The following is a 24,040-nucleotide window of genomic DNA, read 5'->3' as shown; positions in this document are numbered from 1 at the left end:
CAGCAGCCGTGGACGACCCGTGCTCGGCTAGCGTAGGACCATGAGCCGCCCCACGATCAGCACCATCACCATGGCTGACGTGGCCCGAGCGGCAGGCGTCTCCCAACCCACCGTGAGCAGAGCGCTCAACGGCGACGCCCGTGTCGCCACGAGCACGAGGTTGGCGATCCTGGACACGGCAGAGAGGCTGGGCTACGTCATCAACCGGGCGGCCCGCACCCTCGCCGGCAGCTCCACCAACTCCATCGGCTTCGTGATCGCCGAGCACGAGGCGCACGTCTGGGGGAACCCATACATCCCGCGCATCATCGCCGGGATCAGCAAGGAGCTCAGCGCGCAGGACAAGCAGCTGGTCCTGTTCGTCGCCCAGAACCGTCACGACCAGGAGAGACTCATCAAGGACGTCTCCCGCAGACGGACCGTCGACGGCTTCCTCATGATCACCGACAACCGGTCAGACCGCTTCCTCAGATTCCTGCTCGAGCAGCAAGTCCCCGTCGTCGTCGGAGGGCGTCCCCTCGGTTTCAAGCAGGTCAGCTATGTCGACGTCGACAACATCGGCGGTGCGGTCGCGGCGACGACCCACCTCCTCGACGTCGGCTGCACGCAGGTGGGGATGATCACCGGACCGCGAACCACCGGACCCGGAGTGGACCGGCTGGCCGGCTACCGACGCGCCCTGCGTGCGCGAGGCCTGAAGGACAACGGCGCTGTGTATCGGGCCAAGGACTGGGGTATCGACGAGGGTTACGCGGGTATGCACCGGCTGTTGCACGAGCACCCGAAGCTCGACGGAGTCTTCGCCGCCGGCGAGCTGCTGGCTCTGGGCGCCCTCTCGGCCCTGAGAACGGCGGGCAAGGTCGTCCCGGACGACGTTCGCTTCGTCGGCTTCGACGACTCCGCCGCCGCCAGCCGCAGCGATCCACCGCTCAGCTGCGTCGCCCAGCCGGTGGAGGAGCTGGGACAACAGATGGCCGCCCTGCTGCTTCGCCGCCTCGCTGGTGAGGAGAAGACCGGCCATCTCATGCTTCCGGTTCAGCTCAACCCCCGCGCGTCGAGCGTAGGCAAGGATCGCTAGCGTCGCGAGTCATCGATTGACCTTCAGGTCGTGGGGCGAAGCACGACCTCTCAACGACATCCGTCACGACGCGACGGGGAGCGCCGTCACGATGAGGTTGTCCTGGTACCCGCCCCTGCTGCGGTCGTACGGGCCGCCGCAGGTGATGATCGTGAGTCGTGGCGGGCCTGTGGCGGTGAAGAAGGTGGACCAGGGCAGGCCCCGCTTGACGTACAGGCGGCGTTCGACGATGCGGTAGGTGAGAGTCCTGCCGTTGGCGAGCACCACCTGGATGTGCTCGTTGAGGCCCGCGGAACCAAGGTTGTACAGCGCGCCACGGCCCTGGGTGCGCGAGTCGCGGTGGCCCACGATGACCGCCGATCCCGAGGCCGATCCCGGCGCAGGCCCGAACCGATACCACCCGACGTGGTAGGCGTTGTGCGGGATCGCTACCGTGCCGTCAGCGGCGACGCCGATGGTCTCGACGGGAGCGTCGACGCCGATGCTCTTGATGGTCAGCTCCGTCGGAGCCGGTGGGTGAGGGGCCGGCCCCGCCGCGGCGCCCAGGTGGGCGTCGTAGACGGGGATGCGCGGCGGCGTCCCCACCGCAGGCACCGCCGTCATGGGCAGCCCGTCCATCGGGCCGGTCGGGCGGCTGGCGGACGTCACGTCCGCTGGGAGGTGACCCACCCCAGTGGCGTCACTTCGGGTGACCGCCCATCCGGCCGGGATCATGATGAACACGGCCAGGCAGAGGGCGAACAGACCCTGCCATCCTCGGCCGCTCATCGACTCCCCTTCTCGGGACCGTCACTCGGGAATGCCGCGCCCGGGACAGCCGTCGCGGCATGGGGTGGCGCCACCCTACGCGCGTGGCGCCACCCCCGGACCAGGTCAGTCCTGGCGGGAACCGACCAGGACGCGCCGACCCGCAACCACCGCGCCGATGCCCGCGAGAACCATGCCGCCGATCGCCCAGTCGGGGAAGGACGAGCCGTCGTGCGCGAGCCCGGCCTCACCGGCGGGAACGCCGGTCGGAGCCGCGCCCAGTCCGGTGATCTTCTGGACCGCCACCGCGAACGTCGAGGGATAGGTTCCGTAGGCGAACACGATCGTGTTGGCGCCAGCTGCGACGGGCAGGCTGGTCGAGAACACGGTCTTGCCGCCGGCGACGACGCCCACCTTGTACGTGGCGGCAGGGACGACCGCACTCGCCGATTCAGGGTTGCTCAGGGACTTGATCAGTGTGGCGCCGTTCGCCGTGATCGCCACCGTGGGAGCGTCCGCGACGTGCGCGACGGTGACGCGTCCCTTGCCCGCGGCGAGACCTGAGATGTCGTTGTCGAACACCGTCGCCGTCGGCTTCCCCGCGGTCGTGAGGTGCGCTGCGATCGTGTAGTTGTGGCCTGCCGCAACGGGGATGTTCGCCGGGCCGATGACATCTGCGGTCTTCTTGCCTGCCGCCTTGTCGGCCTTGTACGAGGTCACCTCGACCTTGTAGGTACCCGCGGGCAGGGACAGCGGACCCGCCATCGCCCCGGGCTTGAAGTCCTTCAGGGTGATCTTGCCGTTGACGTACACGTTGACGTCGACACCGGGGATGCCGTGGAAGACGCTCACCTTGGCGTCGTTGGAGGCCGCGCCGGCGGGACCGGCGGCAACCAGGACAGCGGCCGGAGCGAGCAGCAGAGCCGCCCCGATCAGAGCAGTGGAACGAAGCGATCTCATGCAGACTCCTCGAGATGCAGACGGGTGGTACACCCCCTCTTCGCCCGTCGGACGGCCCTTGGATGCACTCCTGGCCACCAGCCCGGCCGACGGCCCGGCCGGGCCACTCAGAGCGCCGCCCCGGCCGCGAGGACCTGGCTCGCGCCGGAGGTGATCAGCTGAGGCCGACGATCTTGCCGTCGACGAGGTCGATGCGCGCGGATGCAGGAGACTTGGGCAGCCCGGGCATCGTCATGGTGTCACCGCAGACGAAGACCACGAACTCGGCGCCGGCACAGAGACGGACTTCGCGCACGTCCACCATGTGACCCTCGGGTGCGCCCAGCAACGTGGGGTCGGTCGAGAAGGAGTACTGCGTCTTGGCGACGCAGATCGGGAGCTCGCGGTACCCCGAGTTCTCCAGCTCCTGGATCCTGGCCCTGACGGCCCGCGTCGCGGTGACGCTCGACGCGCCGTAGACGCGGGTCGCCACGTCGCTCATCTTGTCCCAGAGCGACATGTCGTCGACATAGCTGAACCTCATCTCGGCGGGGTTCGCACACGCCTCCACCACTGCCTCGGCGAGGGCGGTCGCACCGGCGCCGCCATCGGCGACATGGGTGGCCACCACCGCGGTCGAACCCGCCCTTCGAACGAGTCCCTCGAGGAGGCCGAGCTCGGCCTCTGTGTCCCCTTCGAAACGGTTGATGCCGACCACGGCACGCAGGCCGAAGACGTTCGTGACGTTGGCGAGGTGGCGTTCAAGATTGGCGAACCCGATGCGGATGGCGTCCAGGTTCTCCGCTCCCATGTCCGCGAGCGCGACACCGCCGTGGTGCTTGAGCGCGCGGAGGGTCGCGACGACGACGGCCGCCCGGGGACGCAGCCCTGACTGCCGGCACGTGATGTCGACGAACTTCTCCGCACCGAGGTCGGCACCGAAGCCGGCCTCGGTGACGACGTAGTCGGCGAGCTTGAGCGCGGACGCCGTGGCGACCACGGAGTTGCAGCCGTGGGCGATATTGGCGAAAGGCCCGCCGTGCACGAGCGCAGGCGTGCCCTCGAGCGTCTGCACGAGGTTGGGGCGAAAAGCATCCTTGAGCAGGACCGCCATCGAACCCTCAGCCTTGAGGTCGCGCGCGGTGACGGCCTCCTTCTGACGGGTGTAGCCCACGACGATGTTGCCCAAGCGGCGCTTGAGATCATCGAGGGAGGTCGCGAGGCAGAAGATCGCCATGACCTCGCTCGCGACGACGATGTCGAAGCCGTCCTCGCGCGGGAAGCCGTTGGCCGGCCCGCCCAAGCCGACCGTGACGTGTCGCAGGGCGCGGTCGCTGAGGTCGAGGACTCGCTTCCACGTGATGCGACGTACATCGATACCCAGCTCGTTTCCGTGATGGATGTGGTTGTCGAGCAGGGCGGCGAGCAGGTTGTTGGCGAGCTGGATGGCGCTGAAGTCGCCGGTGAAGTGCAGGTTGATGTCCTCCATGGGCACGACCTGCGCGTGGCCGCCTCCCGTCGCCCCGCCCTTCGCGCCGAACACCGGGCCCAACGACGGCTCCCGCAGGCAGATCACCGCTGACTTGCCGATCCTGCGTAGACCGTCACCGAGCCCGACCGTCGTCGTCGTCTTGCCCTCGCCCGCCGGTGTCGGGCTCATGGCGGTGACCAGGATCAGGCTCGAGTCCGCCCGGGTCGGGAGCGCGCCGAGGTAGTCGAGGCTCACCTTGGCCTTGTACCGCCCGTGCAGGTCGATCGCGTCGGAGGGGATGCCGAGCTTCGACGCGACGTCTCCGATCGGCTCGAGCTCGGCTGCTCGAGCGATCTCCATGTCCGAGCGGGCCGAAGGACTCATCGAGCTCCCCTTGTGACATCGTGCCAGATCCTCGGAGGCCGGCCCCGGCTCGCCGGCATCGCGGTGAGACAGATCTTGCCGGATCGATGCCTCTCAGACGTCGACGGCCGGGCTCATCATGGGGCTGCAGTTCCGTCGAACCCGGGCAGCAGCTCGGCCAGCACGGGGCGCACCGGCACGGTGACGTCGAGGCGGCAGAGCACCCCGATCACCCCGAGCCAGACCCGCTGGGTCATGAGGTGCTCCGCCGGCAGGGTGAGCCCCATCGCCGCGGTGTAGTCCGGGTCCCGTGACGCGTCGTCTCGGGCGAAGCACGAGCGCAACCACGACGACGAGAAGGCGAACATGTCGTGGCGGGCGGGTTCGCTGAATGGCGACATGACCGCACGCAGGCTGTCGAGGTCGACCCGTCGGCCGGGCCTGACCAGTCCCGCCGCGACCAGCGCCGTCTGCGCGTCACCCGGGGCGGACTCGTCGGCGAAGGCACGCACGAGTCGGCCGAAGGCCGGGGGCAGGCCGTCGGGCATCGCGACAACGGCGCCGAAGTCGACCACGCCGAGCCGGCCGTCCGGGGTGACCCGGAAGTTCCCGGGGTGCGGATCGGCGTGCAACCATCCAGCGCGCGACGGCGCCAGCAGCGCGAAGCGCTGATAGAGGGAGGCGACACGACACCTCTCGTCCCGGGTGTCGTCGGCGACCGTCACGAGCGGGCGACCCGGCAACCACTGGCTCACCAGTACGCCCTCCGCGGCCGCCACGACACCGGGAACGGCGTACTCCGTGGACCCGGCGAAGGCCGCCGCGACCTCGCGCTGGGCCCTCGCCTCGTGCACGTAGTCGAGTTCCTCCCCCGCCCGGCGTCGCAGCTCGTCCACGACCGGTGCGGCGAGCAGCCCGGGCAGGACCACCCCCGCGAGCCGGAGCGACACGGACAGGGCGCGAAGGTCGGCGAGGAGGGCCGCCGTGGCGAAGGGGTACTGCACCTTCACGGCTACCTGCTGACCGTCGTGCCAGACCCCGCGGTGCACCTGCCCGAGGGATGCCGCTGCCACCGCCACGGGATCGATGTCCAGGAGCTCCCGCCACCGTGCGCCGAGCCCTCGTCGCAGGACCGGCTCCACCTGCGCCCAGTCCAGGGGCTCGTTGGTCTCCTGAAGAGCGGTCAGCGCCTCGGTCCACGTGCGGTCGGGGTCCGGCGGGAACAGCGAGTCGACGGTCGAGAGCAGCTGGCCGGCCTTCAGCGCCCCGCCCTTCATCCCGCCCAGCGTCGTGCGAAGGGCGTCGGCGTTTCGAGCACGGGCCCGTCGACGCAGCCTGGCCGGGTCGTCGTCGAACCGTCCGCGCACGGCGGTGAGCGACGAGCGGGCGGCCAGCCCCGCGACGAGGCCGGCGATCCGCGCGGAACGAAGCGTGGCCGATCGCTGCCGCAGCGGTGGCACATCAGCCCGCGGTGCGGAACGGATCCATCTGGTCACGGTCATCGGTCGTGTGAGCTGAGCTGGTTCTCGTGTGCGGTCCCCCGCGACCCACGGTCGACGCCGAGCATGAGCGCGACGCTGACCAGGTAGCCGCCCAGCATGAGCAGGGACATGGGCAGCAGGCTGCTCGATCCCAGCCATCCGGTCAGCGGAGTGGCCAGCGCGCCCGCGATCAGGCTGAGTCCTCCGAGCAGGGAGGACGCCGTTCCCCTCAGGTAGCTTCCCGCCTGCAGGGCCAGGGTCGCCGTGGCGGGGGCCACCAGACCCATCGAGGCCGCGATGAGGGCCAGCAGCGCCCACGGCGGCCCGACACCGGGCAGCCGGTCGGGTCCAACCGCCGCGGCTGCTACAAGGAGGGTCGCCGCGGCCGCGCCGAGACTGACACCAGCTCGTCGCAGAGCGACGGGCCCCCGCCGTCGTACCGTCAGTCGGTACACGAGGGCGCCGAGCACCATCGCAGCGGCGTTCCCTCCGAAGATGACCGCGTACTCGCTCGGCGTCACGCCGTAGACGGAGTGCAGGACGAAGGAGGAGCCCCCCAGGTACACGAAGAACCCGAAGACCATGGCGCAGGCGATGAGGACATGCTTGATGTACGACCAGTCGCACAGGAGGGTGCGCATCCGCAGGACGGCCAGCCCGACGCCACGGCCGTGCCGGTCTCGGACCGGCAGCGTCTCCGGCACGCGCAAGGCGACCGCGGTCGCCAGGACGGCCCCGACCCCCGCCATCCCCCAGAAGATCGCTCGCCACGTGGCCACCCGCAGCAAGGCGCTGCCCAGGACCGGGGCGACGACGGGACCGAGCTGGACGATCACCGCCACGGTACCGAGCCGCGCAGCCAGATCCGGCCCCCGATAGACGTCGCTCACCACCGCCCGTCCCACGACGATCGCGGCGCCGGCCGCGGCTCCCTGCACCAGGCGGACCGCGAGCAGGACATCGACGGAGGGTGTGCTCGCGGCCACGACCGAGGCGAGGGTGAACACGATGGCCGGCGCCAGCAGAGCGGCGCGCCGGCCCGTTCCGTCACTGATCGCGCCGGAGAAGAGCTGGCCGAGGGCCATCCCGACGATGTAGCAGGTGACGGTGAGCTGGATCGTCGAGGCCCCGGTGTGGAGCGACCCCTCCATCGTCGGCATCGACGGCAGGTAGGTGTCCAGCGCCACCGGTCCGATCCCGCAGGCGAGGACGAGCGCGGCGAAGGAAGGTCGGCCGCGGGCGCCCAGATCCAGTGCGCGCCACGACCTGGTGTGCCGGGCACGGGCACCAAACCCCGCGAATCCACGCTCGCTCATCGCACCTCAAGACGACAGGTCCAGCTCGCCTGGCTCATCGCCCGGTGGGGACAAGGAGGCACCTCGCGCCCGCTCCTCGAGCAGCGAGCCTGACCACAGCCTAAGCCTGCGCGGCGGGCCGGTGGCTGTCAGAACGTCGCGGGGACAGGTTGGACACTCGACCGCCGAATGCTGAGACGCGTCACTCGCTGCCCAACCTCTCGCAAGCGCGCACGAAGATCCCCCGAAGCCATTGCAAGGCCGCGTCCGCGGTCCGCGAAGGATCCCAGAAGATGGCTTCCACCAGTGGTGTCGACATCGACCCTGGCACCTCGAGGATCATCAGCTCGTCGAGGTGGTCGAACCGCCGGGCCAGGCGGTTGGGGATGAGGGCGATGAGGTCTGTCCCGATGACCAGCATCGGCAGGGCAAGGAGCCCGGGTACGGTCGCCGCCACCTTCCGTGGGATGTCGAGCTGCTCCATGAGCCGGTCCGCCGGAGTGACAACATCGTCTCCGAACGTGCCCACCGCGTGCGGCAGGTCCGCCAACAAGGACACGACGTCACAGTCGGCCGTCAGGGCAGCATGCTGCCTGCTAACGACGGCAACGAAGTGGTCGCGCAGGACGACGTCATGCGGACCCGTGACTCCGTACCCGACCGGTGCGACCAGGAGATCCGCGTCCGTCGTCCCCGACGCGAGCCGATCAGGAGACTGGGGCGTGAACTGGACGGAGACACCCGGAGCCTCGAGAGACAGCAATCGGCGCAGCGGTTCGTTCACCATGCACGTGGCGTAGTCCGAGGCGCGAACACGGAAACGGCGATCCGAGGTCGAGGCATCGAACTCGAGGCGTACGTCGAAGGTGCGCTCGACCTGCACAAGAGCCTCTGTGACGAGCGGCAGCAGGGTCTGGGCCAGCGGGGTCAGCTGCATCTCGCGCCCGACCCGCACGAGCAGCTCGTCGTCGAAGTGTCTCCGCAGCCGCGACAGGGCGGAACTGGTGGCCGGCTGACTCAGATGAAGCCGCTCCCCGGCCCGCGTGACGTTTCGTGTCTCGAGAAGCGCGTGCAGCGTAGGGAGCAGGTTGAGGTCTAGCCCGCCAAGCGCCACGCCAGCCTCCGATGCGTGTCCGGGTGGAGAACTTCTACCGCACCAGTTCCATTCTTCGCGATGCACGCCCACACATGGGCGGCACATGATCAGAGCCTCCAGAACCGGAGTTCTGGAGGCTCTGCGCCACAAAGGCCTCAGCGTAGCGGGGGCAGGATTTGAACCTGCGACCTCTGGGTTATGAGCCCAGCGAGCTACCGAGCTGCTCCACCCCGCGTCGGTCCCACCAGCCTAGGTGAGCGCACTCTCGCGGGCAAATTCCGAGCTCCCCGCTGGGTTCATGGGGCGCTACCCGCTGGGTGCGGCGCTCGACCCGGGGCTCGAGGAGGAGGCGGAGGAGGAGCTGCTCGACGAGGCACTGGGCGAGGGGGAGGCCAGCGCCTGCTGCGCGGCGACCGCGTCGGCAATGTCCCTCGCGAGCCGTGCCTGCGCCTCCCCGTAGGAAGTGAAGTCCTGGTTCTGCAAGGCGGTCCGTGCGGCAGCCAGCGCCTTCTGGGCGTCAGCCAAGGCGGCCGCCAGCTTCTGGCTCTGGGTGCCGCTCCCTGTGGCGCCCGGCGGGCCCGTCCCGCTGCCGCCTTGACCGGTGCTGGTCGCCGGGCTCTTCGCGAAGGCGTCGTTGATGGCCGCGGCGAGGGTGTCGTCGAAGCCGATGCGCTCCCCGTAGGCGACCAGGACCTTCTGCAGCAGCGGGAAGGAGGAGCTCCCCGACGCACGCTGGACGTAGACCGGCTCGACGTACAGCAGGCCGAGCGGGCTCTTCACCGACCCCGACTGCATGGGCAGGGTGAGGAGGTTGCCGAAGGAGACGGTGGACCCCTTCGTCCGCAGCAGCGCGAGCTCCTGCGAGACGTTGCTGTCGCTCTCGAAGTTGTTCTGGACCTGCTGGGGCCCCGGTGTGCTGCTCTCGGTCGGGAACTCGATGACGCGGATCTTGCCGTAGTCCGGACCCGGCTCGGAGTCCACGGCCATGAACGCCGACGCCTGTTGTCGTCCGCGGGGCGTGAACGTCGTGGTGAGCGAGAAGACCGGGGCGGTCTGGCCGGGCATCTGGACCTGGACGTAGTACGGGGGCTGCGACGGCGGGTTGTTGCTGTCCACCGTGGGGTCCTCCGGCACCGACCAGAAGTCCTGCCCCGTGTAGAAGGAGGAGGCGTCGGACACGTGGTAGCGCGCCCAGGCATCTCGCTGGATCTTGAACAGGTCCTCGGGGTAGCGGAAGTGGGCCATGAGGTCAGCCGGGATGTCCGCGTAGGGCTTCACCGTGCCGGGGAAGGCGTGCTCCCACATCTTCAGGACGGGGTCGGAGCGGTCCCACTCGTAGAGGGTCACGGTCCCGTCGTAGGCGTCGACGACCGCCTTGACCGAGTTCCGGATGTAGTTGGCGGTGTTCTGCTGCGCCACCACCGTGCTCGAGGACCCGCTCTGGGTGAAGGTGTCCTGGGTGACGTCGCTCAGCGTGGCTCGCTCCGAGTAGGGGTAGCCGTTCGTGGTCGTGTAGCCGTCGAGGATCCACACGATGCGCCCGTCCACGACGGCCGGATACGGGTCGCTGTCCAGCCGCAGCCACGGTGCGGCCTTCGCGACCATCTCCCGCGGGGTCCGGTCGTAGAGGATCTTCGAGGACGGGTTGACCAGGTCCGAGAGCAAGATGTTGCCCTCACGGAACTTCACCGCATAGACGACCCTGCGGAACAACGAGCCGACCGCCACCCCACCCTTGCCGGTGTAGGTGTAGTTCACCTGCTGCCCCGCCACGTTCTCGTCGGCGTAGTCCAGCTCCTGCCCGCCGGTGGTCCCGGACTTGGCCCCCACGATGGAGTACTGCGTGCTGTCCTCGCCGTAGTAGATCCGGGGCTGCGTGATGTTCAGCGGACCTGTCGGGGGAACGTCCTGCTCGTAGAAGGCGGGGGTGCCCTGCGGCGTGGCCGTGTTCCCATAGGCCGCGACGAAACCGAAGCCGTGCGTGTAGACGGTGTGCAGGTTCGCCCAGTTCTGGCTGTTCGACGGGATCTTGGTCGGGTCGAGCTCGCGCGCCGCGACCACCGAGACCAGCTCGCCGCCGCCCGCGCCCACCTGGTAGCGGTCGACGTCCAGCGGGTCGGCGAAGTTGTAGTACGCGCGGTTCTGCTGCTTGTTCGTGAAGCTGGCCCACACCTTGACCGGGTCGATCAGGCGGACCGTGGGCTCGAGTGCGACCGCGGCCTGCTCGGTCTTCTGCGTGGCGACGACGTCGGGGGAGACCGGGCTGCCCTCCGAGATGCCCGAGAGGCCGTACGCCGCCCGCGTCGCGTTGATGTTGCGCTGGATGTACGGCTGCTCGCGGATCGGCTCGCTGGGACGAACCTTGAAGTACTGGACGAAGGCGGGGTAGACGCCGCCGATGACCACGGCGGAGAACACCATGAGCCCCAGCCCCAACGCGGGGAGCTGCCAGCCACGGCGCCAGACGTTGAGGAAGAACAGGACGGCACAGATCAGGGCGACCCCGACGAGGATGTTCTTCGCCGGCAGGATCGCCTGGACGGCCGTGTACCCCGCCCCGGTGAACGACGCGCTCGAGTTCCCGCTGAGCTTGTGCTGGTCGAGGACGAGGCTGAAGCGATCCAGCCAGTAGCCGACGGCCTTGAGCAGCACGAACAGGCCGAGGAGCACCGAGACGTGGACCCGCGCCGCCGGGGTCATCCGCTCCCCCGGTGTCTGCAGCTTGATCCCCCCGTACAGGTAGTGGACCACCACGCTCGCCAGCAGCGAGAGCAGCACGATCGTGAACGAGAAGCCGAGCAGGTAGCGCCAGAACGGCAGCCGGAAGGAGAAGAACGAGACGTCCAGGTGGAACTGCGGGTCCGACGCGCCGAAGGACACCGCGTTGCGGAACATCAGCCAGACGCGCCACTGCGAGGCGGCGGAGGAGCCGGCCATGAGACCGATGAGCACCCCCAGCACGGGCACGACCACCTTGCGGTACGGCTCGAGGGAGACGCGGTAGCGCTCCAGGCTCTGCTGCTCGGGGGACAGCCCCCGAAACGGGGGACGGAACCGATAGGCGAGCCAGGCGTTGAGCACGACCGTTCCGCCGGCGATCGCACCGAAGATGACGAACAGCACGACCTCGGTGCGCAGCCGGGTGGCGAAGACCCCGCTGAAGTCGATCGAGCGGTACCACAGCCACTGCGTGTAGTACTGCACGAAGACGAGGAACCCGACGACGAGCGCGGCCAGCACGACCAGGATCGGCAGCAGCGGCCCGCGGCGGCGCAGCCGGCGCCGGCGTGTACGCCCGTTCCCGGCGCCACCCGCCGCACCCCGGCTCGGCCCCGAGCCCTCCGACGGCATCTCGTACGTCACGGTGTGCCAACGTACCTGCGCTCGATTCTGCTCCCGAACGACGGGCCGTCGACAATGTCTCGGTGACCCTCGCCTCGCTGACCCAGGTCGTGCTCGACGTGGAGCGGCACGCGTCCGCCGCCGGGTGGGACCAGCCGCCGCACCTCTTCGGCGTCGTGTCGACCGAGGACCTGCTGGCCCGGGAGCCGCAGCTGGCCACCGAGCTCGATCCCTCCGCCCTGGCCGGCCCCCTCACCCCCCTCGACCAGGGCGAGCTGCCCTGGTACGGCTCGCTCGAGGCCTCCCTCGCGCGCGTCGCCTGGCCGCCGGGGGTGCTGGGAGCGGTGCTCGTCACCGAGCAGGTCGTGGCCGGTGGGTCCACGCAGGGAACCCTCGCCACGGGGGCTGACGGCGGGGAGGAGCTGCGGCTGGTGGTCGCCGTCATGCGCGACGGCGACCACATGTGCGCCGTCCGGTTCCGATCCGCGGACGAGGAGGACTCCGTCCTCACCGGCGCCGAGATCGCGCCCGGGCTGAGCGAGCAGCTCGGCGCCACCTTCGCCGACTGACCGGCCTCAGCAGCCCGGGACGCTCGAGGTCGTCGGGTTCCCTGATGCCAGCGCGCGGACCGCGGTGAGCGCCTGGTCGAAGGTCGACACCTTGACCAGGCGCAGCCCGGACGGTTTCGCGGGGAGCGCTTCGGAGCAGTTCTGCGCGGGGACGAAGAACGCGGTGGCACCCGCGTCCCGGGCCGCTCGCATCTTCTGCTGGATGCCGCCGATCGGGCCCACCGAACCGTCGGCCGCGATGGTCCCGGTCCCGGCCAGGTGCAGGCCCCCGGTGAGCTCGCCGGGGGTCAGCTTGTCGTAGATGCCCAGCGTGAACATCAGCCCGGCCGAGGGGCCCACGACCGATCCCAGCTTGATGTTCACCGTGGCGGGGGACTCATACCCCAGGCGCAGGCTGACCCCGATCATCGGGTGGGTCGGGTCGTCCGTCGAGGGCACCGTGGTGACGTCGACGGCGACCTCCCGGCCGCCCCGCTTGACCACGAGGTGGACGACGTCGCCGGGCTGCACCTTCGCGATGTCGGCGCGCAGGTCGTCATCGCCGCTGACCGGTGTCCCGTTCACGCTGACGAAGACGTCGCCCTCTTTCAGTTTGCCGTCCGACGGACCGCCCGCCTCGACGGTGTCCACCACGACGGTCGGCGTCACCGGGATCCCCGCAGCTCGCAACGCGACGATCTCGGCGGTGTCCTGGCTGTCCTGCATCTCCAGGGTGCCCTGCTGCTGCACCTCCTGGCCGCTGGTGCCGGGGGGGTAGACGAGCGGCTGGAGGATCACCGCCACCGAGCTGGACAGCCAGCCCTGGATCGCCTGCAGCAGCGAAAGCTGCCGTCGACCCGGACCACCGGACTCCGACACCGTCGTGAGGTCCAGGCGTCCGGTCGTCGGGTAGGTCGCCGCGCCACTGATCGTGATCACCGGAGAGCCCGCGATCGTCCCGAGGGTGTTGTAGACCGGTCCGGGCGCGCGGCTGACGTAGGGCACCGGAAGCACCATCGCGGCGAGCAGCAACGCGACGACGAACAGGGAGGCGACGACCTGGGTCGCGACGCGCGAGGGCATCAGGGGCGGCTCAGGCCCCGGGGGGCCGCGCCTGGCGACGGCGCCGTCGCGGCAGCTCCCGCTCCATGGCGCGGCGGAAGCGCTGGTGCGCCTCGATCGACTCGTCGGTGGTGAGCGGCGGACGGGGCCGGTGCCAGAGGATGACCACCACCCAGGCCAGGACGGTCGCCACGATCGGCGGTCCCAGCCAGAGCAGCACGGACATGGCTCCAGGGTAGGGCGAGGGCGTCGGACCGCCCGACGCTCAGCACGACCCGACCCATTCCTCGGTGCCGTCGGCGAAGCGCTGGTGCTTCCAGACCGGCAGCTCGTGCTTGACCGCCTCGACCAGCTCGCCGCAGGCATCCAGCGCCGGCCCTCGATGGGCCGCGGACACGGCCGCGACGACCGCCACGTCCCCGACCGCCAGGGTGCCGACCCGGTGCAGCACCGCCGCTCGGAGGACGCCGGGCCGCCCCGACGCCGCGGTGACCAGCGCCCGCAGCACCTCGGTCGCACTCGGGTGGGCGCTGTACTCCAGCGAGACCACCGGTCGGCCGCCGTCCTCCTCGCGGACCGTACCCACGAACACGGCGTTCCCTCCGGCGGCGGGGTCCGCCACGGCCGCGAGCACCTCCTCGACCACCAACGGCTGCCGGCGAACCTCGGCCAGCAGGGTCGTGGTCGCCACGACAGGCAGCGTACGTCCTCACCGGCACTGCGCCGTCGGCGAACCTGGCCGTGACAGCGAGAGGAGCGAGCGTCGGTCTGGCTACGGTGGAGGTCCGTCCCTACGGTCAGGAGCACCCGTGAGCGACTTCCCCTTCGGCTTCCGCCCTCCGGGCGACGACGAGCCCGGCGGTCCCGGGGAGGGCGGGCCGCTGCCCTTCGGGTTCTCCTCCTCCGCCGACCTCGGCGAGATGCTCCAGCAGCTGGGCCGTGCACTCTCCTCGGGCGACGGCGGCCCGGTGAACTGGAACCTCGCGCGAGACACTGCTCGTCAGGTCGTCGCCGCGGAGGGCGACCGAAGCGTCGCCGAGGCCGAGCAGCGTGCCGCCGAGGAGTCCGCGCGGCTCGCCGAGGTCTGGCTGGACCCGACGACCACCCTGCCGGCCGGCACGACCTCGGCCCGTGCCTGGAGCCGCTCCGAGTGGATCGAGGGGACCCTGCCGACCTGGGCCCGGATCGTGGGGCCGGTGGCGGAGAAGGTGTCCGCCGCCAGTGCCGAGGCGCTGCCCGAGGAGATGCGCTCGATGGCCGGCCCGATGCTGGGCATGCTGCGCCAGCTCGGGGGGGCGATGTTCGGCGGTCAGGTGGGCCAGGGACTCGGGCACCTCGCTCTGGAGGTGCTGTCCGGCACCGACATCGGGCTTCCCCTCGCCCCCGCGGGCGTGGCCGTCCTGCTGCCCGCCAACATCACCGCCTTCGGTGCCGGTCTCTCGGTCCCCCAGGACGACGTCCGGCTCTACGTCGCGCTGCGGGAAGCCGCTCACCACCGCCTGTACGGCCACGTCGCGTGGCTGGAGGCTCGCCTCCTCGGGGCCATCGAGGAGTACGCGGCCGGGATCAACGTGGACGCCTCGAGGCTGCAAGAGCTCTTCGGCGGCATCGACCCCGGCGACCCCGCCGCGATCCAACGGGCACTCGAGTCGGGCGTCTTCGAGCCGGAGGACACCCCCGCGCAGCAGGCGGCGCTGGCCCGCCTGGAGACCCTCCTCGCCCTCGTGGAGGGCTGGGTGGACACCGTGGTCACCCGCGCCGCTGGTCCGATCGCCGCCGCCGGAGCGATCCAGGAGGCCATCCGGCGCCGCCGCGCCTCGGGCGGGCCGGCCGAGCAGACCTTCGCGACCCTGGTCGGGCTCGAGCTGCGGCCGCGTCGCCTCCGCGAGGCGGCCCGGCTGTGGGCGGCGCTGGAGGACGCGAAGGGTGTCGGCGGCCGGGACGCGGTCTGGGCGCACCCCGACCTGCTGCCCGGCCCCGCCGACCTCGACGACCCGGAGGCCTTCGCCCGAGCAACCGAGACCGACTGGGACATCGCCGCGCTGGACGACGGTCCCGGCGATGGCCCCGAGGGCACGGCTCAGCCCGATCCGCAGTCCTGATCGCCTGATCCCTCGACGTCCGCGAGCGCCAGGCCCGCCCCCTCCGCGTACCCGACGCCGTCGAGGAACCCTTGCGCCCGGTCGAGGTGCGGGACCTCGCTCAGCAGGGCCCAGAAGGCCGGGGAGTGCGACGCCTCGAGCAGGTGGGCGAGCTCGTGCAGGAGCACGTAGTCGAGCACCCATCCCGGCATGCCCTGCAGACGGGTCGAGATCCGGATCGCCCCCGACTCGACGCTGCAGGAACCCCACCGGCGCTGCTGGTCAGGTGCCCAGCGCACCGAGGACGGTCGCGCTCGACCGCCGAGGTGACGCCGGCTCAGCTGCTCGGCCCGCTCGGCCAGCTGCGGGTCCGAGGGACGCGTCCGGTGCTCCTGCCGCTCGAGGCGCTCCAGCATCGTCGCCACCCAGCGCGACTCCTCGGCCCGCGACATCCGGGCCGGGATCAACACGATGGTGCGACCGTCCTGGCGGTAGGCACTGACGGTACGTCGCCGGCGGGCGCTGCGGCGCACCTCCACGGTCGGTTCGAGTGGGCTGACCTCGTCCATGACCGGCGAGGCTAACGCCGCGACCCGACAGCGGCCCGCCGCGGGGCCGACTTCTTTTCGTCCACACCCGGTGCAGGACGTCTCCGCAGGTCACTGTCCGCCCGGAGGAGCTCCGGCGGCGGCACCAACAGCGACGTTCACCGTCTGTCCACAGCGCCACGCCACGCCGTCCCCACGTCGTCCACACCCTCGTCCACAGCCGGGTGGCGGCCCGCGTTGACTTGCCGGGCCGGACCCGCCTACCGTCGCCGTCCATCGAGGCCCCCGGGATAACTCGGCCCGGGCGTCCGCAAGGGGAAGGCGGACGGTCGGGGCGTGCGACCCGGGGGCCTCGGTTGCGACAGGCTCGCCGCGCTGTCGCCCGCCGCGCGGCCGACGCGAGCCCCGCGCGCCCACGAGGCGGTCGCCCCGCGGTGACGTACGCTGAGCGCCGGTCCGGCCGCCGGTCCCAGCCCCCTCGGGACCGGGAGCCTGCGAGCCGGAACGCCCGGGGCGCGGCCGGAGGGACCGGGTTTGTGCCAGCCGGACCTGATAAGCCAGACCTGACCAGCCGGACCTGACAAGCCGGATGTGACACGAGGCCGCGAGACCAGGCCGACACGACATCGAGCGAGATCGATCGACATCAGGAGGACCCATGGCCGAGAGCTACACCGGCGAGGCGTACTGCGTGAAGTGCAAGGAGAAGCGCAACTTCACGGGCGAGATCAAGGTGAGCGAGTCCGGTCGCCGGATGGCCCAGGGCATCTGCCCGGTCTGCGGGACCAAGCTCAACCGGATCCTCGGCAAGGCCTGACGCCCGGCTAGCACCGCGGCTCTGGGGACGGCACGGACCGTCCACAGGGCCGCGGTCGCATGCTGGGCGCGTGCGACCCCTGCTCAAGCCGGCGCTTCGTCGCCTGTGGCGTGACTCCTCGAGCCTGCAGCTGGGCGTGGACCCCGGGCGGGCGCTCATCCTGCAGGACCTGGCGCCGCCGCAGGCCCGCCTGTTGCTGGGCCTGGACGGGACGGCCACCCGCGAGGAGGTGCTCCAGCGTGCCGCCGGGTGGGGACTGGACCCCTCGCACGTCGCCGACATGCTCGACCAGCTGGCCGGCCTGGGGATGCTCGAGGACGCCGACCTGACCCGGACGGGCGGCCTGGGCGACCTCGACCGGGATCGGCTCGCGCCAGACCTGGCCGCGCTGTCCCTGGCGCGCCGGGACCCGGGGGGCGCGCACGCCGCGCTGGCCCGGCGGCGGCAGGCCTCGGTGGTCGTGGAGGGCGGGGGTCGCCTCGGCGCGGCCGTCGCGGCCCTGGTGGCCGCGGCCGGGGTGGGCCAGGTCCGGATCGATGACCCTCGGCCGCTGTCGGCCGCCGACCTCGGGCCGTGCGGGCCCGGGGTGGACGCGCTGGGCAGCCCGCGCGCGGAGGCCGCCCTCGCGGCGGTACGACGCAGCGCGCCGGCCACCCGGCCGGACGCGGGTCCGGCCGCGGTCACCGTCCTGGCCGACGAGGAGGTCCTCCGGCCGGCCCGGCACGCTCAGCTGAGTGCTCAGGGGGCCACCCACCTGGCGGTGACGACGCTGGGCGGGGGAGCCGTGGTCGGCCCGCTGGTCCGGCCGGGCCGCAGCCCCTGCCGACGCTGCGTCGACCTCCACCTCGCCGACTTCGACGGTGGCTGGCCACGGCTGATGGCCCAGCTGTCGAGCCCCCCGGCGCCCACCGCGCCCTGCGACGTGGTCCTGGCGACGGCCGCCGCGGCACTGGCCGCCCGTCTGGTGCTGGACCAGCTGGACGCCGGCGCCGTCCCCGGGCCGGGGCCTGCCCTCGTGTGGGTGTTCGGGGCCGGGGAGCCAACGCCCAGCCAGCGGGCTTACGGGTTCCACCCGGCCTGCGGGTGTCAATGGGGCGGACAGCACTGAGAATGGATCCGTGACCGAGGTTCCCAAGCGCGCGGTGACCCGGACCGCCAAGCTCGCGGCGCTGCCGATCGGCTTCGCGGGGCGCACCGCCGTGGGCTTCGGCAAGCGGGTGGGCGGCCGTCCGGCCGAGATCGTGGCGGCCGAGATCCAGCAGCGCACGGCCGAGCAGGTCTTCCGCGTGCTCGGGGAGCTCAAGGGCGGGGCGATGAAGTTCGGCCAAGCCATGAGCATCTTCGAAGCCGCGCTCCCCGAGGAGCTCGCCGCCCCCTACCGCGCCACGCTCACCAAGCTGCAGGAGGCGGCCCCGCCGTTGCCGGCCAAGGCGGTCCACGCGGTGCTCGCGGAGTCCTTCGGACGGCAGTGGCGCCGCCGGTTCGCCTCCTTCGACGACACCCCGGCCGCGGCCGCCTCGATCGGGCAGGTCCACCGTGCGGTCTGGAAGGACGGCACGCCGGTGGCGGTGAAGATCCAGTACCCCGGGGCCGAGAAGGCCCTCACCGCCGACCTCAACCAGGTCGCCCGGATGGGCCGGATGCTCGGGGCACTGATGCCCGGCGTCGACGCGCGCGCCCTGGTGGAGGAGTTGCGCGAGCGCATGGTCGAGGAGCTCGACTACTCCCTGGAGAAGCAGGCTCAGGAGGCCTTCGCCGCCGCCTACGAGGGCGACGAGCGGGTCGCCGTCCCACACGTGCTCGCCGGGTCCCGCCATGTGCTCGTGACCGGCTGGATGGAGGGACGGCCACTCTCCGACATCATCGCCTCGGGGACGCAGGAGGAGCGGGACGCGGCCGGCTCCGCCTACGTGTACTTCCTGTTCGCGTCTCCGGCGCGCGTGGGCCTGCTGCACGCCGACCCGCACCCTGGCAACTACCGCATGCTCCCCGACGGCCGGCTCGGCGTGCTGGACTACGGCGCCGTCGCCCGCCTCCCGAACGGCCTGCCCGACTCGATCGGGATCCTGCTGCGCACGGCGATGCGAGGCGACGCGCAGACCGTCGTCGACGGCCTGCGAGAGCAGGGGTTCATCCGTCAGAGCACCCGCGTCGACCCCGAGCAGGTGCTGGCCTATCTGGCGCCCTTCGTCGAGCCGGCCGAGCATGAGCGCTTCCGCTTCACGCGCTCGTGGATGCGTGCGCAGTTCCAGCGGATCAACGACCCGAGGCGGGAGAACTTCGCGACCGGGCTGAAGCTCAACCTCCCGCCCGAGTACCTGCTGGTCCACCGGGTGTGGCTGGGCGGGGTCGGGGTGCTGTGCCAGCTGGGCGCCGAGGTCGAGGTCCGCGCGACCCTGGAACGCTGGCTGCCCGGCTTCGCGGGAGCGCCCTAGCCTCACCAGTGCTCGGCGTCGAGCTTCGCCTCGATGGACCGCACGTGCTCGCGGGCGCACGCGGGGCAGTACTGCCGTTGCGGTGCACCCGGGGAGCGCTCGACGACCCAGTCGACGGGCGCCTCGTCCGGCGGGTCGGCCACCTGGCCGCACCACGAGCAGGTCACCACAGCGCCCCACCCCCTCGATCCGGCGAGCAGCCTACGACCGGGGGGCGGGGCGCGGTGGGTGGAGCGATGTCGACGCGCTCACAGCGATGCGAGGGCGAGACGGGCCCGCAGCGCAGCGCGCTCGGCCCGCAGCGCCTTGCGCCGCAGCCGATGACGCGCCAGGTGACGGCGGGCCAGGCGGGAGCGCTCGGCCTCCTGCAGGAGGTCGGAATGTCGTGACCGAGCCAGGTGCTCGGGCAGCAGACTCGCGTTGAACATGGCGAAACTCCTCGGGACGGACGGTGACGGCACCAGGTCGGGGCCGTCGGCGATGTCGGACGGGGACTGGATGGGCAACAGGACTCCTCGGGGACGCGATCGGATCCGGCTGGACCCGTCGAAGAGGACGGCGCTAGGCCGCGACCTCGTTCTTGCGGGGACGGCCGCGGGGCCGCTTGCGCGGGACCACGACGCCCTGGACGAACAGCTCGCCACCCCAGACACCCCACGGCTCCTGCCGCTCGAGCGCGCCCGCGAGGCAGGCGGAGCGGACGGGGCACGCGGTGCACAGGGACTTGGCGTACTCGACGTCCTCCGGCGACTCGGCGAAGAACAGCTCCGGGTCGTAGGACCGGCAGGGCAACAGCTCACCGAGCGCGTCGGCCCCGGGGGTCTCGTGGACGAGGGTCGAGAGCAGCACGGTGTCACCTCCAAAGGACCTCACCGCGCCTTGACGGCGCGCCCCGTCGTCGGGTCGGACGGGGTCGTGCGGCCCGGACGACCGGTCGGTGCGTCCGGGGGAAACAAAGAGGCCGCGGATCCCGGGTGTCGGGTTCCGCGGCCTGGAGGGCTGCCGGTCTGGTCGGTCAAACCGGCGGACTCCAGGTGCGGAGGTCGAACTCATCGGCCACGGTCGCGTGCGGACGCACGACACCCGTGGTGCCGATCTGGTCGGCGGGCAACAGCACGACGCTGGTCCGGCCACCCGTGAGGGGCCGGACGGACATGCGAGCGCGGAGGAACGACGTCGCGCTGGTCGACGTGCGGTACGTGGTCTCCATCGTGACGCTCACCTCCTGGGTCGGTCCCGGCGCCGTTGCTGCGGCGGCCGGCCGGGCGGACGAGACCCGGTCCGAGCACGGTAGGGAACGCCGGTGGGGCCAGGCAAACCATTTATCGCGGTCGGTCGAAGACCGTTACCCTTCCGTGACCTCCGGCGCGGGCGCCGGACGCCCGGCCACCATCGCGAGCAGCGCGCTCCCGTAGCGCTCGAGCTTGGCCGCCCCGATGCCGGGGATCGCGGCCAGGCTCGCGACGTCCTCGGGGCGGCGGCTGGCCACCGCCTCGAGGGTCGCGTCGGTCAGCACCACGTACGCCGGGACGGAGTCGGCCCGAGCCCGCTCGAGCCGCCAGGACTTCAGCCGCGCGTAGAGGTCCTCGTCGTAGGCCGGCGGGCAGCCCTCGCAGCGGCCGCGCTTGCGGTCGGTGGCGCTCACCAGCAGGCGCCCGCAGGCGTGGCAGCGGACCTCGGCCCGTCGCGCTCCCGGCCTGCCCCGCACCGCCGGCCCGGGTCCCGACGACGCCGGCCGGACCCCCTCGAGGAAGCGGGAGGGCCGGCGGCTGCGGCTGCCGCCGGGGCTGCGCACCAACGCCCAGGAGAGCGCGAGGTGCACGCGAGCCCGGGTGACCCCGACATAGAGGAGGCGACGCTCCTCCTCCACCGCCTCCGCCGTGACCGCGTGGACGATCGGCAACGTCCCGTCGACGAGCCCAACGAGGAACACCGCGTCCCACTCCAGACCCTTGGCGGCATGCAGGGAGGCCAGGGTCACCCCCGGGACGGTCGGCGCGTGCTGAGCGGCCGCTCGCTCGTCCAGCTCGACGACCAGCTCCCGCAGCCCGGCGCCGGGGTCGCGCGCGCTCAGCTCCTCGGCGAGCTGGGCCAGCGCGGCCAGCGACTCCCACCGCTCCCGGCTCGCGCCGCCGGCGGGGGTGACCTCCGGGTCCCAGCCCATCCCGGACAGGACCTGGGCCACCTCCTCGGCGAGCGGGCGGTCGTCCCCGGTGGTCTCGGCCACCCGAGCCGCGCCGCGCAGCAGCACCACGGCCTGCACGACCTCGCGGCGTTCGAAGAAGCGTTCGACGCCGCGCAGCACGTAGGGCACGGACGCAGCCGCGAGCGCCGCCTCGTAGACCTCGGACTGGGCGTTGACCCGGAACAGCACCGCGATCTCGGCGGCGGGCGTCCCGGCGGCGATCAGGGCCCTGATCCGCTGGGTCACGGCCGCCGCCTCCGCCGGCTCGTCGTCGAAGCCGGTGTAGGTCGGCTCGGGGCCCGGCGCCCGCTGCGCCCGCAGTTCGAGGCGCGCCGCACCCGATCCGCCCGCCCGCGCCAGCAGGCGGTTGGCGAGGTCGACGATCTGGGGGGTGGACCGGTAGTCGCGCTCGAGCTTGATCACTCGGGCCGTCGGCCAGCGCCGGGTGAAGCCGAGCAGGTAGCCCGGCGTGGCCCCGGTGAAGGAGTAGATGGTCTGGCCGGGGTCGCCCACCACGCACAGCTCCTCGCGCCCGCCGAGCCAGAGCTCGAGCAGAGCCTGCTGCAGGGGGTTGACGTCCTGGTACTCATCGACGGTGAGGCGGCGGTACACGGCCCGGACCTCCTCGGCCACGTCGGGCCGCTCCTCCAACGTGGCGACCGTGAGCAGGAGGACGTCCTCGAAGTCGATCAGGCCGGCCGCCCGCTTGGCCTCCTCATAGCCGGCGTAGACCCGTGCCACCGCCTCCAGGTCGTAGCCGCCCGGCAGGCCGCGGTCGCCCGCGTGCGCTGCGGCGACGTAGCCCGTGGGCGCGGTCCGGGTCACCTTCGCCCACTCGATCTCGCCCGCGAGGTCACGAAGCGCGGTCGGTGCCGGCGCCAGTCGCAGCCGTCCCGCCGCCTCGCGCACCAGCGCGACCTTGGACCCGGCGATCCGGGGCGGGTCCCCTCCGACCACCCGCGGCCAGAAGTAGGTGAGCTGGCGCAGCGCCGCCGCATGGAAGGTCCGCGCCTGGACACCGGACACACCGAGCTCGCGCAAGCGACCGCGCATCTCCCCCGCGGCTCGGGCGGTGAACGTCACCGCGAGCACCGACCGCGGGTCCCAGGCCCCCGACGCGACGCCATAGGCCAGCCGGTGGGTGATCGCACGGGTCTTGCCGGTTCCTGCGCCGGCCAGCACGCACACCGGCCCCCGCAGGGCGGTCGCCACCTCGCGCTGCTCGGCGTCGAGTCCGCCCAGCAACGCGTCGGGATCCACCCCTCCATCCTGGCAAGAGGCCACGACAGCCCGGTCGCGGGAAGACTGGAGGACCCGGCCACGTTGTCGCTGCCGGGTGCTACAACTGTCAACGACTTCCCGGCCCCCCGTCACGACGACCCGAACAGGACGCCCGATGACCGCCCCGATCACCGTGTACAGCACTCCCTGGTGCGGATACTGCCACCGGTTGCTGGGGCAGCTGGACCGGGAGGGCATCGCCTACACCGTGGTCGACATCGAGCAGCACCCCGACGCCGCGGCGTATGTCCGGTCGGTCAACCACGGCACCGAGACCGTCCCCACCGTCACCTTCCCCGACGGCAGCGCGCTGACCAACCCGAGCCTCGCCCAGGTGCGCCAGCGCATCAGCGCTTGAGACGGATCACCGCCGCCCGCCCGGGAGCGGCCCGCCGTACCAGTGCTCGATCAGGCGCCGGGCGATCGAGATGCCCGGCGGGATGAGCACCTCGCCGCGCGCCAGCGCCTCGGCCAGCTCCTCGCGGCTGAACCAGCGAGCCTCGGTGATCTCCACCCCGTCCACGTGAACCGTGGCCGGGGCCAGCGCCCGCGCGGTGAAGCCGAGCATCAGCGAGTGGGGGAAGGGCCACGGCTGGCTGCCCAGGTAGCTCACCTCGGTCACCTCGACGCCCGCCTCCTCCGACACCTCCCGCGCGACGGCCATCTCCGCCGACTCCCCGGGCTCGACGAAGCCGGCCAGCGTGCTGAAGCGCCTGTCCGGCCAGCGCGGGTTGTGCCCGAGCAGGGCTCGGCCCTGCGCGTCGGTGACCAGCACGATGATGGCCGGATCGGTCCGCGGGTAGTGCTCGGCGCCACAGCTCGGGCAACGTCGCACGTGCCCGCCGTGGATCACCTCGGTCGGCTGGCCGCACCGTGCGCAGCACGCATGGGTGGCGTGCCAGTGGCCGAGCGCGACGGCGTGCACGACGAGGCCGACCTCGCGGTCGTCCAGCACGCTGCCCACCGCGCGCAGGTCGAGCGCCTGGACCCCGTCGGCCTCCTCGATCGCGGACTCCGTGAGCACGCCGACGTAGGCGACGTCGTCCTCGTCGACGCCGAGCAGGAACGTCGTGCCCGGGCCGGCCGACGTGACCGGGACGAGGGCCAGGCGCGAGTCGCGCACCGGTACGCGGCCGTCGTGCACCCGAAGGGCGCGGGTCCGCGGATCGGTGAGTCGCTGGGCGATCCACGCCTCGTCGGTCCACCGCTCCCCGGCGCGGTCCATCGTCGCGCGAGCCAGCGCCAGCCCGTCGAGCACGGACGCGACGCTA

General features: G+C 71.8%; 24 protein-coding genes and 1 tRNA gene. 7 read left to right on the top strand and 18 right to left on the bottom strand.

The genetic code is table 11. The annotated features are described in order from the left end of the window. Positions 1–40: 40 nt before the first annotated feature. A complete protein-coding gene (locus VMI11_04000) occupies positions 41–1,078 on the top strand; it encodes a LacI family DNA-binding transcriptional regulator (GenBank protein ID HTY71570.1) in 1,038 nt (345 codons plus the stop codon). Between the two features lie 63 nt (positions 1,079–1,141). On the opposite strand, the gene VMI11_03995 is transcribed toward VMI11_04000, so the two are convergent. The 8 genes from VMI11_03995 to VMI11_03960 all read right to left on the bottom strand — a co-directional run bounded on the left by VMI11_03995 (position 1,142) and on the right by VMI11_03960 (position 11,833). Then, the gene (locus tag VMI11_03995) at positions 1,142–1,846 is read right to left on the bottom strand and encodes a class F sortase (GenBank protein HTY71569.1); all 705 of its coding nucleotides are present in this window, start codon (positions 1,844–1,846) and stop codon (positions 1,142–1,144) included. Between the two features lie 105 nt (positions 1,847–1,951). Beyond that, positions 1,952–2,785, bottom strand: a complete 834-nt coding sequence (locus VMI11_03990; GenBank protein HTY71568.1) for a DUF4397 domain-containing protein — start codon at positions 2,783–2,785, stop codon at positions 1,952–1,954. A gap of 154 nt (positions 2,786–2,939) precedes the next feature. Further along, entirely contained in the window at positions 2,940–4,619 is a 1,680-nt protein-coding gene (locus tag VMI11_03985; protein HTY71567.1) for a formate--tetrahydrofolate ligase, read from the bottom strand. A 116-nt stretch (positions 4,620–4,735) separates the two neighbouring features. After that, complete coding sequence (locus tag VMI11_03980) at positions 4,736–6,058, bottom strand: AarF/UbiB family protein (GenBank protein HTY71566.1); 1,323 nt, start codon at positions 6,056–6,058, stop codon at positions 4,736–4,738. A 38-nt stretch (positions 6,059–6,096) separates the two neighbouring features. Further along, on the bottom strand, positions 6,097–7,395 hold the full coding sequence (locus tag VMI11_03975) for a multidrug effflux MFS transporter (protein ID HTY71565.1): 1,299 nt from the start codon (positions 7,393–7,395) through the stop codon (positions 6,097–6,099). A 181-nt stretch (positions 7,396–7,576) separates the two neighbouring features. Further along, positions 7,577–8,488, bottom strand: a complete 912-nt coding sequence (locus tag VMI11_03970) for a LysR family transcriptional regulator (GenBank protein ID HTY71564.1) — start codon at positions 8,486–8,488, stop codon at positions 7,577–7,579. 143 nt (positions 8,489–8,631) lie between these two features. Further along, positions 8,632–8,705: transfer RNA gene (locus VMI11_03965), tRNA-Met, on the bottom strand. A gap of 71 nt (positions 8,706–8,776) precedes the next feature. Further along, positions 8,777–11,833 carry a UPF0182 family protein gene (locus VMI11_03960; GenBank protein HTY71563.1) on the bottom strand — a complete coding sequence of 1,019 codons (3,057 nt, stop codon included), beginning with the start codon at positions 11,831–11,833 and terminating at the stop codon, positions 8,777–8,779. Between the two features lie 62 nt (positions 11,834–11,895). Between VMI11_03960 and VMI11_03955 the strand changes: the two genes are divergently transcribed. After that, positions 11,896–12,381 carry a PPA1309 family protein gene (locus VMI11_03955; GenBank protein ID HTY71562.1) on the top strand — a complete coding sequence of 162 codons (486 nt, stop codon included), beginning with the start codon at positions 11,896–11,898 and terminating at the stop codon, positions 12,379–12,381. A 6-nt stretch (positions 12,382–12,387) separates the two neighbouring features. Here the strand turns inward: VMI11_03955 and VMI11_03950 are convergent, their stop codons facing one another. From VMI11_03950 to VMI11_03940, 3 genes are read right to left on the bottom strand one after another with little or no spacing between them, the layout of a single operon-like run. Beyond that, a complete protein-coding gene (locus VMI11_03950) occupies positions 12,388–13,443 on the bottom strand; it encodes a PDZ domain-containing protein (protein ID HTY71561.1) in 1,056 nt (351 codons plus the stop codon). Between the two features lie 10 nt (positions 13,444–13,453). Then, positions 13,454–13,648 (bottom strand): hypothetical protein, encoded by a 195-nt coding sequence (locus tag VMI11_03945; GenBank protein HTY71560.1) that lies wholly within the window; start codon positions 13,646–13,648, stop codon positions 13,454–13,456. Between the two features lie 39 nt (positions 13,649–13,687). Continuing rightward, positions 13,688–14,113, bottom strand: coding sequence for a molybdenum cofactor biosynthesis protein MoaE (locus VMI11_03940; GenBank protein HTY71559.1), 426 nt, complete (start codon positions 14,111–14,113; stop codon positions 13,688–13,690). Positions 14,114–14,231: 118 nt separating this feature from the next. Here VMI11_03940 and VMI11_03935 point away from each other — a divergent pair, with 118 nt between their 5' ends. Further along, positions 14,232–15,524, top strand: coding sequence for a zinc-dependent metalloprotease (locus tag VMI11_03935; protein ID HTY71558.1), 1,293 nt, complete (start codon positions 14,232–14,234; stop codon positions 15,522–15,524). Here VMI11_03935 and VMI11_03930 read toward each other — a convergent pair. After that, on the bottom strand, positions 15,503–16,072 hold the full coding sequence (locus VMI11_03930; protein ID HTY71557.1) for a M48 family metallopeptidase: 570 nt from the start codon (positions 16,070–16,072) through the stop codon (positions 15,503–15,505). The two genes, VMI11_03935 and VMI11_03930, sit on opposite strands and share 22 nt — an antisense overlap. Before the next feature lie 637 nt (positions 16,073–16,709). Here VMI11_03930 and VMI11_03925 point away from each other — a divergent pair. From VMI11_03925 to VMI11_03915, 3 genes are all read left to right on the top strand, one after another. Continuing rightward, entirely contained in the window at positions 16,710–16,868 is a 159-nt protein-coding gene (locus VMI11_03925; protein ID HTY71556.1) for a DUF5679 domain-containing protein, read from the top strand. Positions 16,869–16,938: 70 nt separating this feature from the next. Beyond that, positions 16,939–17,976 carry a hypothetical protein gene (locus VMI11_03920; GenBank protein ID HTY71555.1) on the top strand — a complete coding sequence of 346 codons (1,038 nt, stop codon included), beginning with the start codon at positions 16,939–16,941 and terminating at the stop codon, positions 17,974–17,976. Positions 17,977–17,986: 10 nt separating this feature from the next. Continuing rightward, positions 17,987–19,303, top strand: coding sequence for an AarF/ABC1/UbiB kinase family protein (locus VMI11_03915; protein ID HTY71554.1), 1,317 nt, complete (start codon positions 17,987–17,989; stop codon positions 19,301–19,303). Positions 19,304–19,305: 2 nt separating this feature from the next. Here VMI11_03915 and VMI11_03910 read toward each other — a convergent pair whose 3' ends face one another. The 5 genes from VMI11_03910 to VMI11_03890 form a co-directional block, all read right to left on the bottom strand. Continuing rightward, positions 19,306–19,446, bottom strand: coding sequence for a hypothetical protein (locus tag VMI11_03910; protein ID HTY71553.1), 141 nt, complete (start codon positions 19,444–19,446; stop codon positions 19,306–19,308). Between the two features lie 105 nt (positions 19,447–19,551). After that, a complete protein-coding gene (locus VMI11_03905; GenBank protein HTY71552.1) occupies positions 19,552–19,809 on the bottom strand; it encodes a hypothetical protein in 258 nt (85 codons plus the stop codon). 55 nt (positions 19,810–19,864) lie between these two features. Then, a complete protein-coding gene (locus tag VMI11_03900) occupies positions 19,865–20,152 on the bottom strand; it encodes a WhiB family transcriptional regulator (protein ID HTY71551.1) in 288 nt (95 codons plus the stop codon). 166 nt (positions 20,153–20,318) lie between these two features. Continuing rightward, positions 20,319–20,525 (bottom strand): hypothetical protein, encoded by a 207-nt coding sequence (locus VMI11_03895; protein HTY71550.1) that lies wholly within the window; start codon positions 20,523–20,525, stop codon positions 20,319–20,321. A 123-nt stretch (positions 20,526–20,648) separates the two neighbouring features. Next, a complete protein-coding gene (locus VMI11_03890; GenBank protein ID HTY71549.1) occupies positions 20,649–22,748 on the bottom strand; it encodes an ATP-dependent DNA helicase UvrD2 in 2,100 nt (699 codons plus the stop codon). Between the two features lie 136 nt (positions 22,749–22,884). Between VMI11_03890 and VMI11_03885 the strand changes: the two genes are divergently transcribed. Then, positions 22,885–23,127: a mycoredoxin gene (locus tag VMI11_03885; GenBank protein ID HTY71548.1), complete on the top strand. Its 243-nt coding sequence runs from the start codon at positions 22,885–22,887 to the stop codon at positions 23,125–23,127. 6 nt (positions 23,128–23,133) lie between these two features. Here VMI11_03885 and nudC read toward each other — a convergent pair whose 3' ends face one another. Next, positions 23,134–24,027, bottom strand: a complete 894-nt coding sequence (gene nudC, locus VMI11_03880; GenBank protein HTY71547.1) for an NAD(+) diphosphatase — start codon at positions 24,025–24,027, stop codon at positions 23,134–23,136. Positions 24,028–24,040 lie beyond the last annotated feature (13 nt).

This window comes from Actinomycetes bacterium (assembly GCA_035506535.1).
GTDB lineage: Bacteria > Actinomycetota > Actinomycetes > DATJPE01 > DATJPE01 > DATJPE01.
The sequence above is the reverse complement of the archived record's forward strand: the minus strand, read 5'-3'. Positions and strand labels throughout refer to the sequence as shown.

Excerpts from the sequence above, each read along its gene's own strand:
- VMI11_04000 (HTY71570.1), top strand. The coding sequence starts at position 41 with ATGAGCCGCCCCACGATCAGCACCATCACCATGGCTGACGTGGCCCGA.
- VMI11_03995 (HTY71569.1), bottom strand. The coding sequence starts at position 1,846 with ATGAGCGGCCGAGGATGGCAGGGTCTGTTCGCCCTCTGCCTGGCCGTG.
- VMI11_03990 (HTY71568.1), bottom strand. The coding sequence starts at position 2,785 with ATGAGATCGCTTCGTTCCACTGCTCTGATCGGGGCGGCTCTGCTGCTC.
- VMI11_03985 (HTY71567.1), bottom strand. The coding sequence starts at position 4,619 with ATGAGTCCTTCGGCCCGCTCGGACATGGAGATCGCTCGAGCAGCCGAG.
- VMI11_03975 (HTY71565.1), bottom strand. The coding sequence starts at position 7,395 with ATGAGCGAGCGTGGATTCGCGGGGTTTGGTGCCCGTGCCCGGCACACC.
- VMI11_03950 (HTY71561.1), bottom strand. The coding sequence starts at position 13,443 with ATGCCCTCGCGCGTCGCGACCCAGGTCGTCGCCTCCCTGTTCGTCGTC.
- VMI11_03945 (HTY71560.1), bottom strand. The coding sequence starts at position 13,648 with ATGTCCGTGCTGCTCTGGCTGGGACCGCCGATCGTGGCGACCGTCCTG.
- VMI11_03930 (HTY71557.1), bottom strand. The coding sequence starts at position 16,072 with ATGGACGAGGTCAGCCCACTCGAACCGACCGTGGAGGTGCGCCGCAGC.
- VMI11_03925 (HTY71556.1), top strand. The coding sequence starts at position 16,710 with ATGGCCGAGAGCTACACCGGCGAGGCGTACTGCGTGAAGTGCAAGGAG.
- VMI11_03885 (HTY71548.1), top strand. The coding sequence starts at position 22,885 with ATGACCGCCCCGATCACCGTGTACAGCACTCCCTGGTGCGGATACTGC.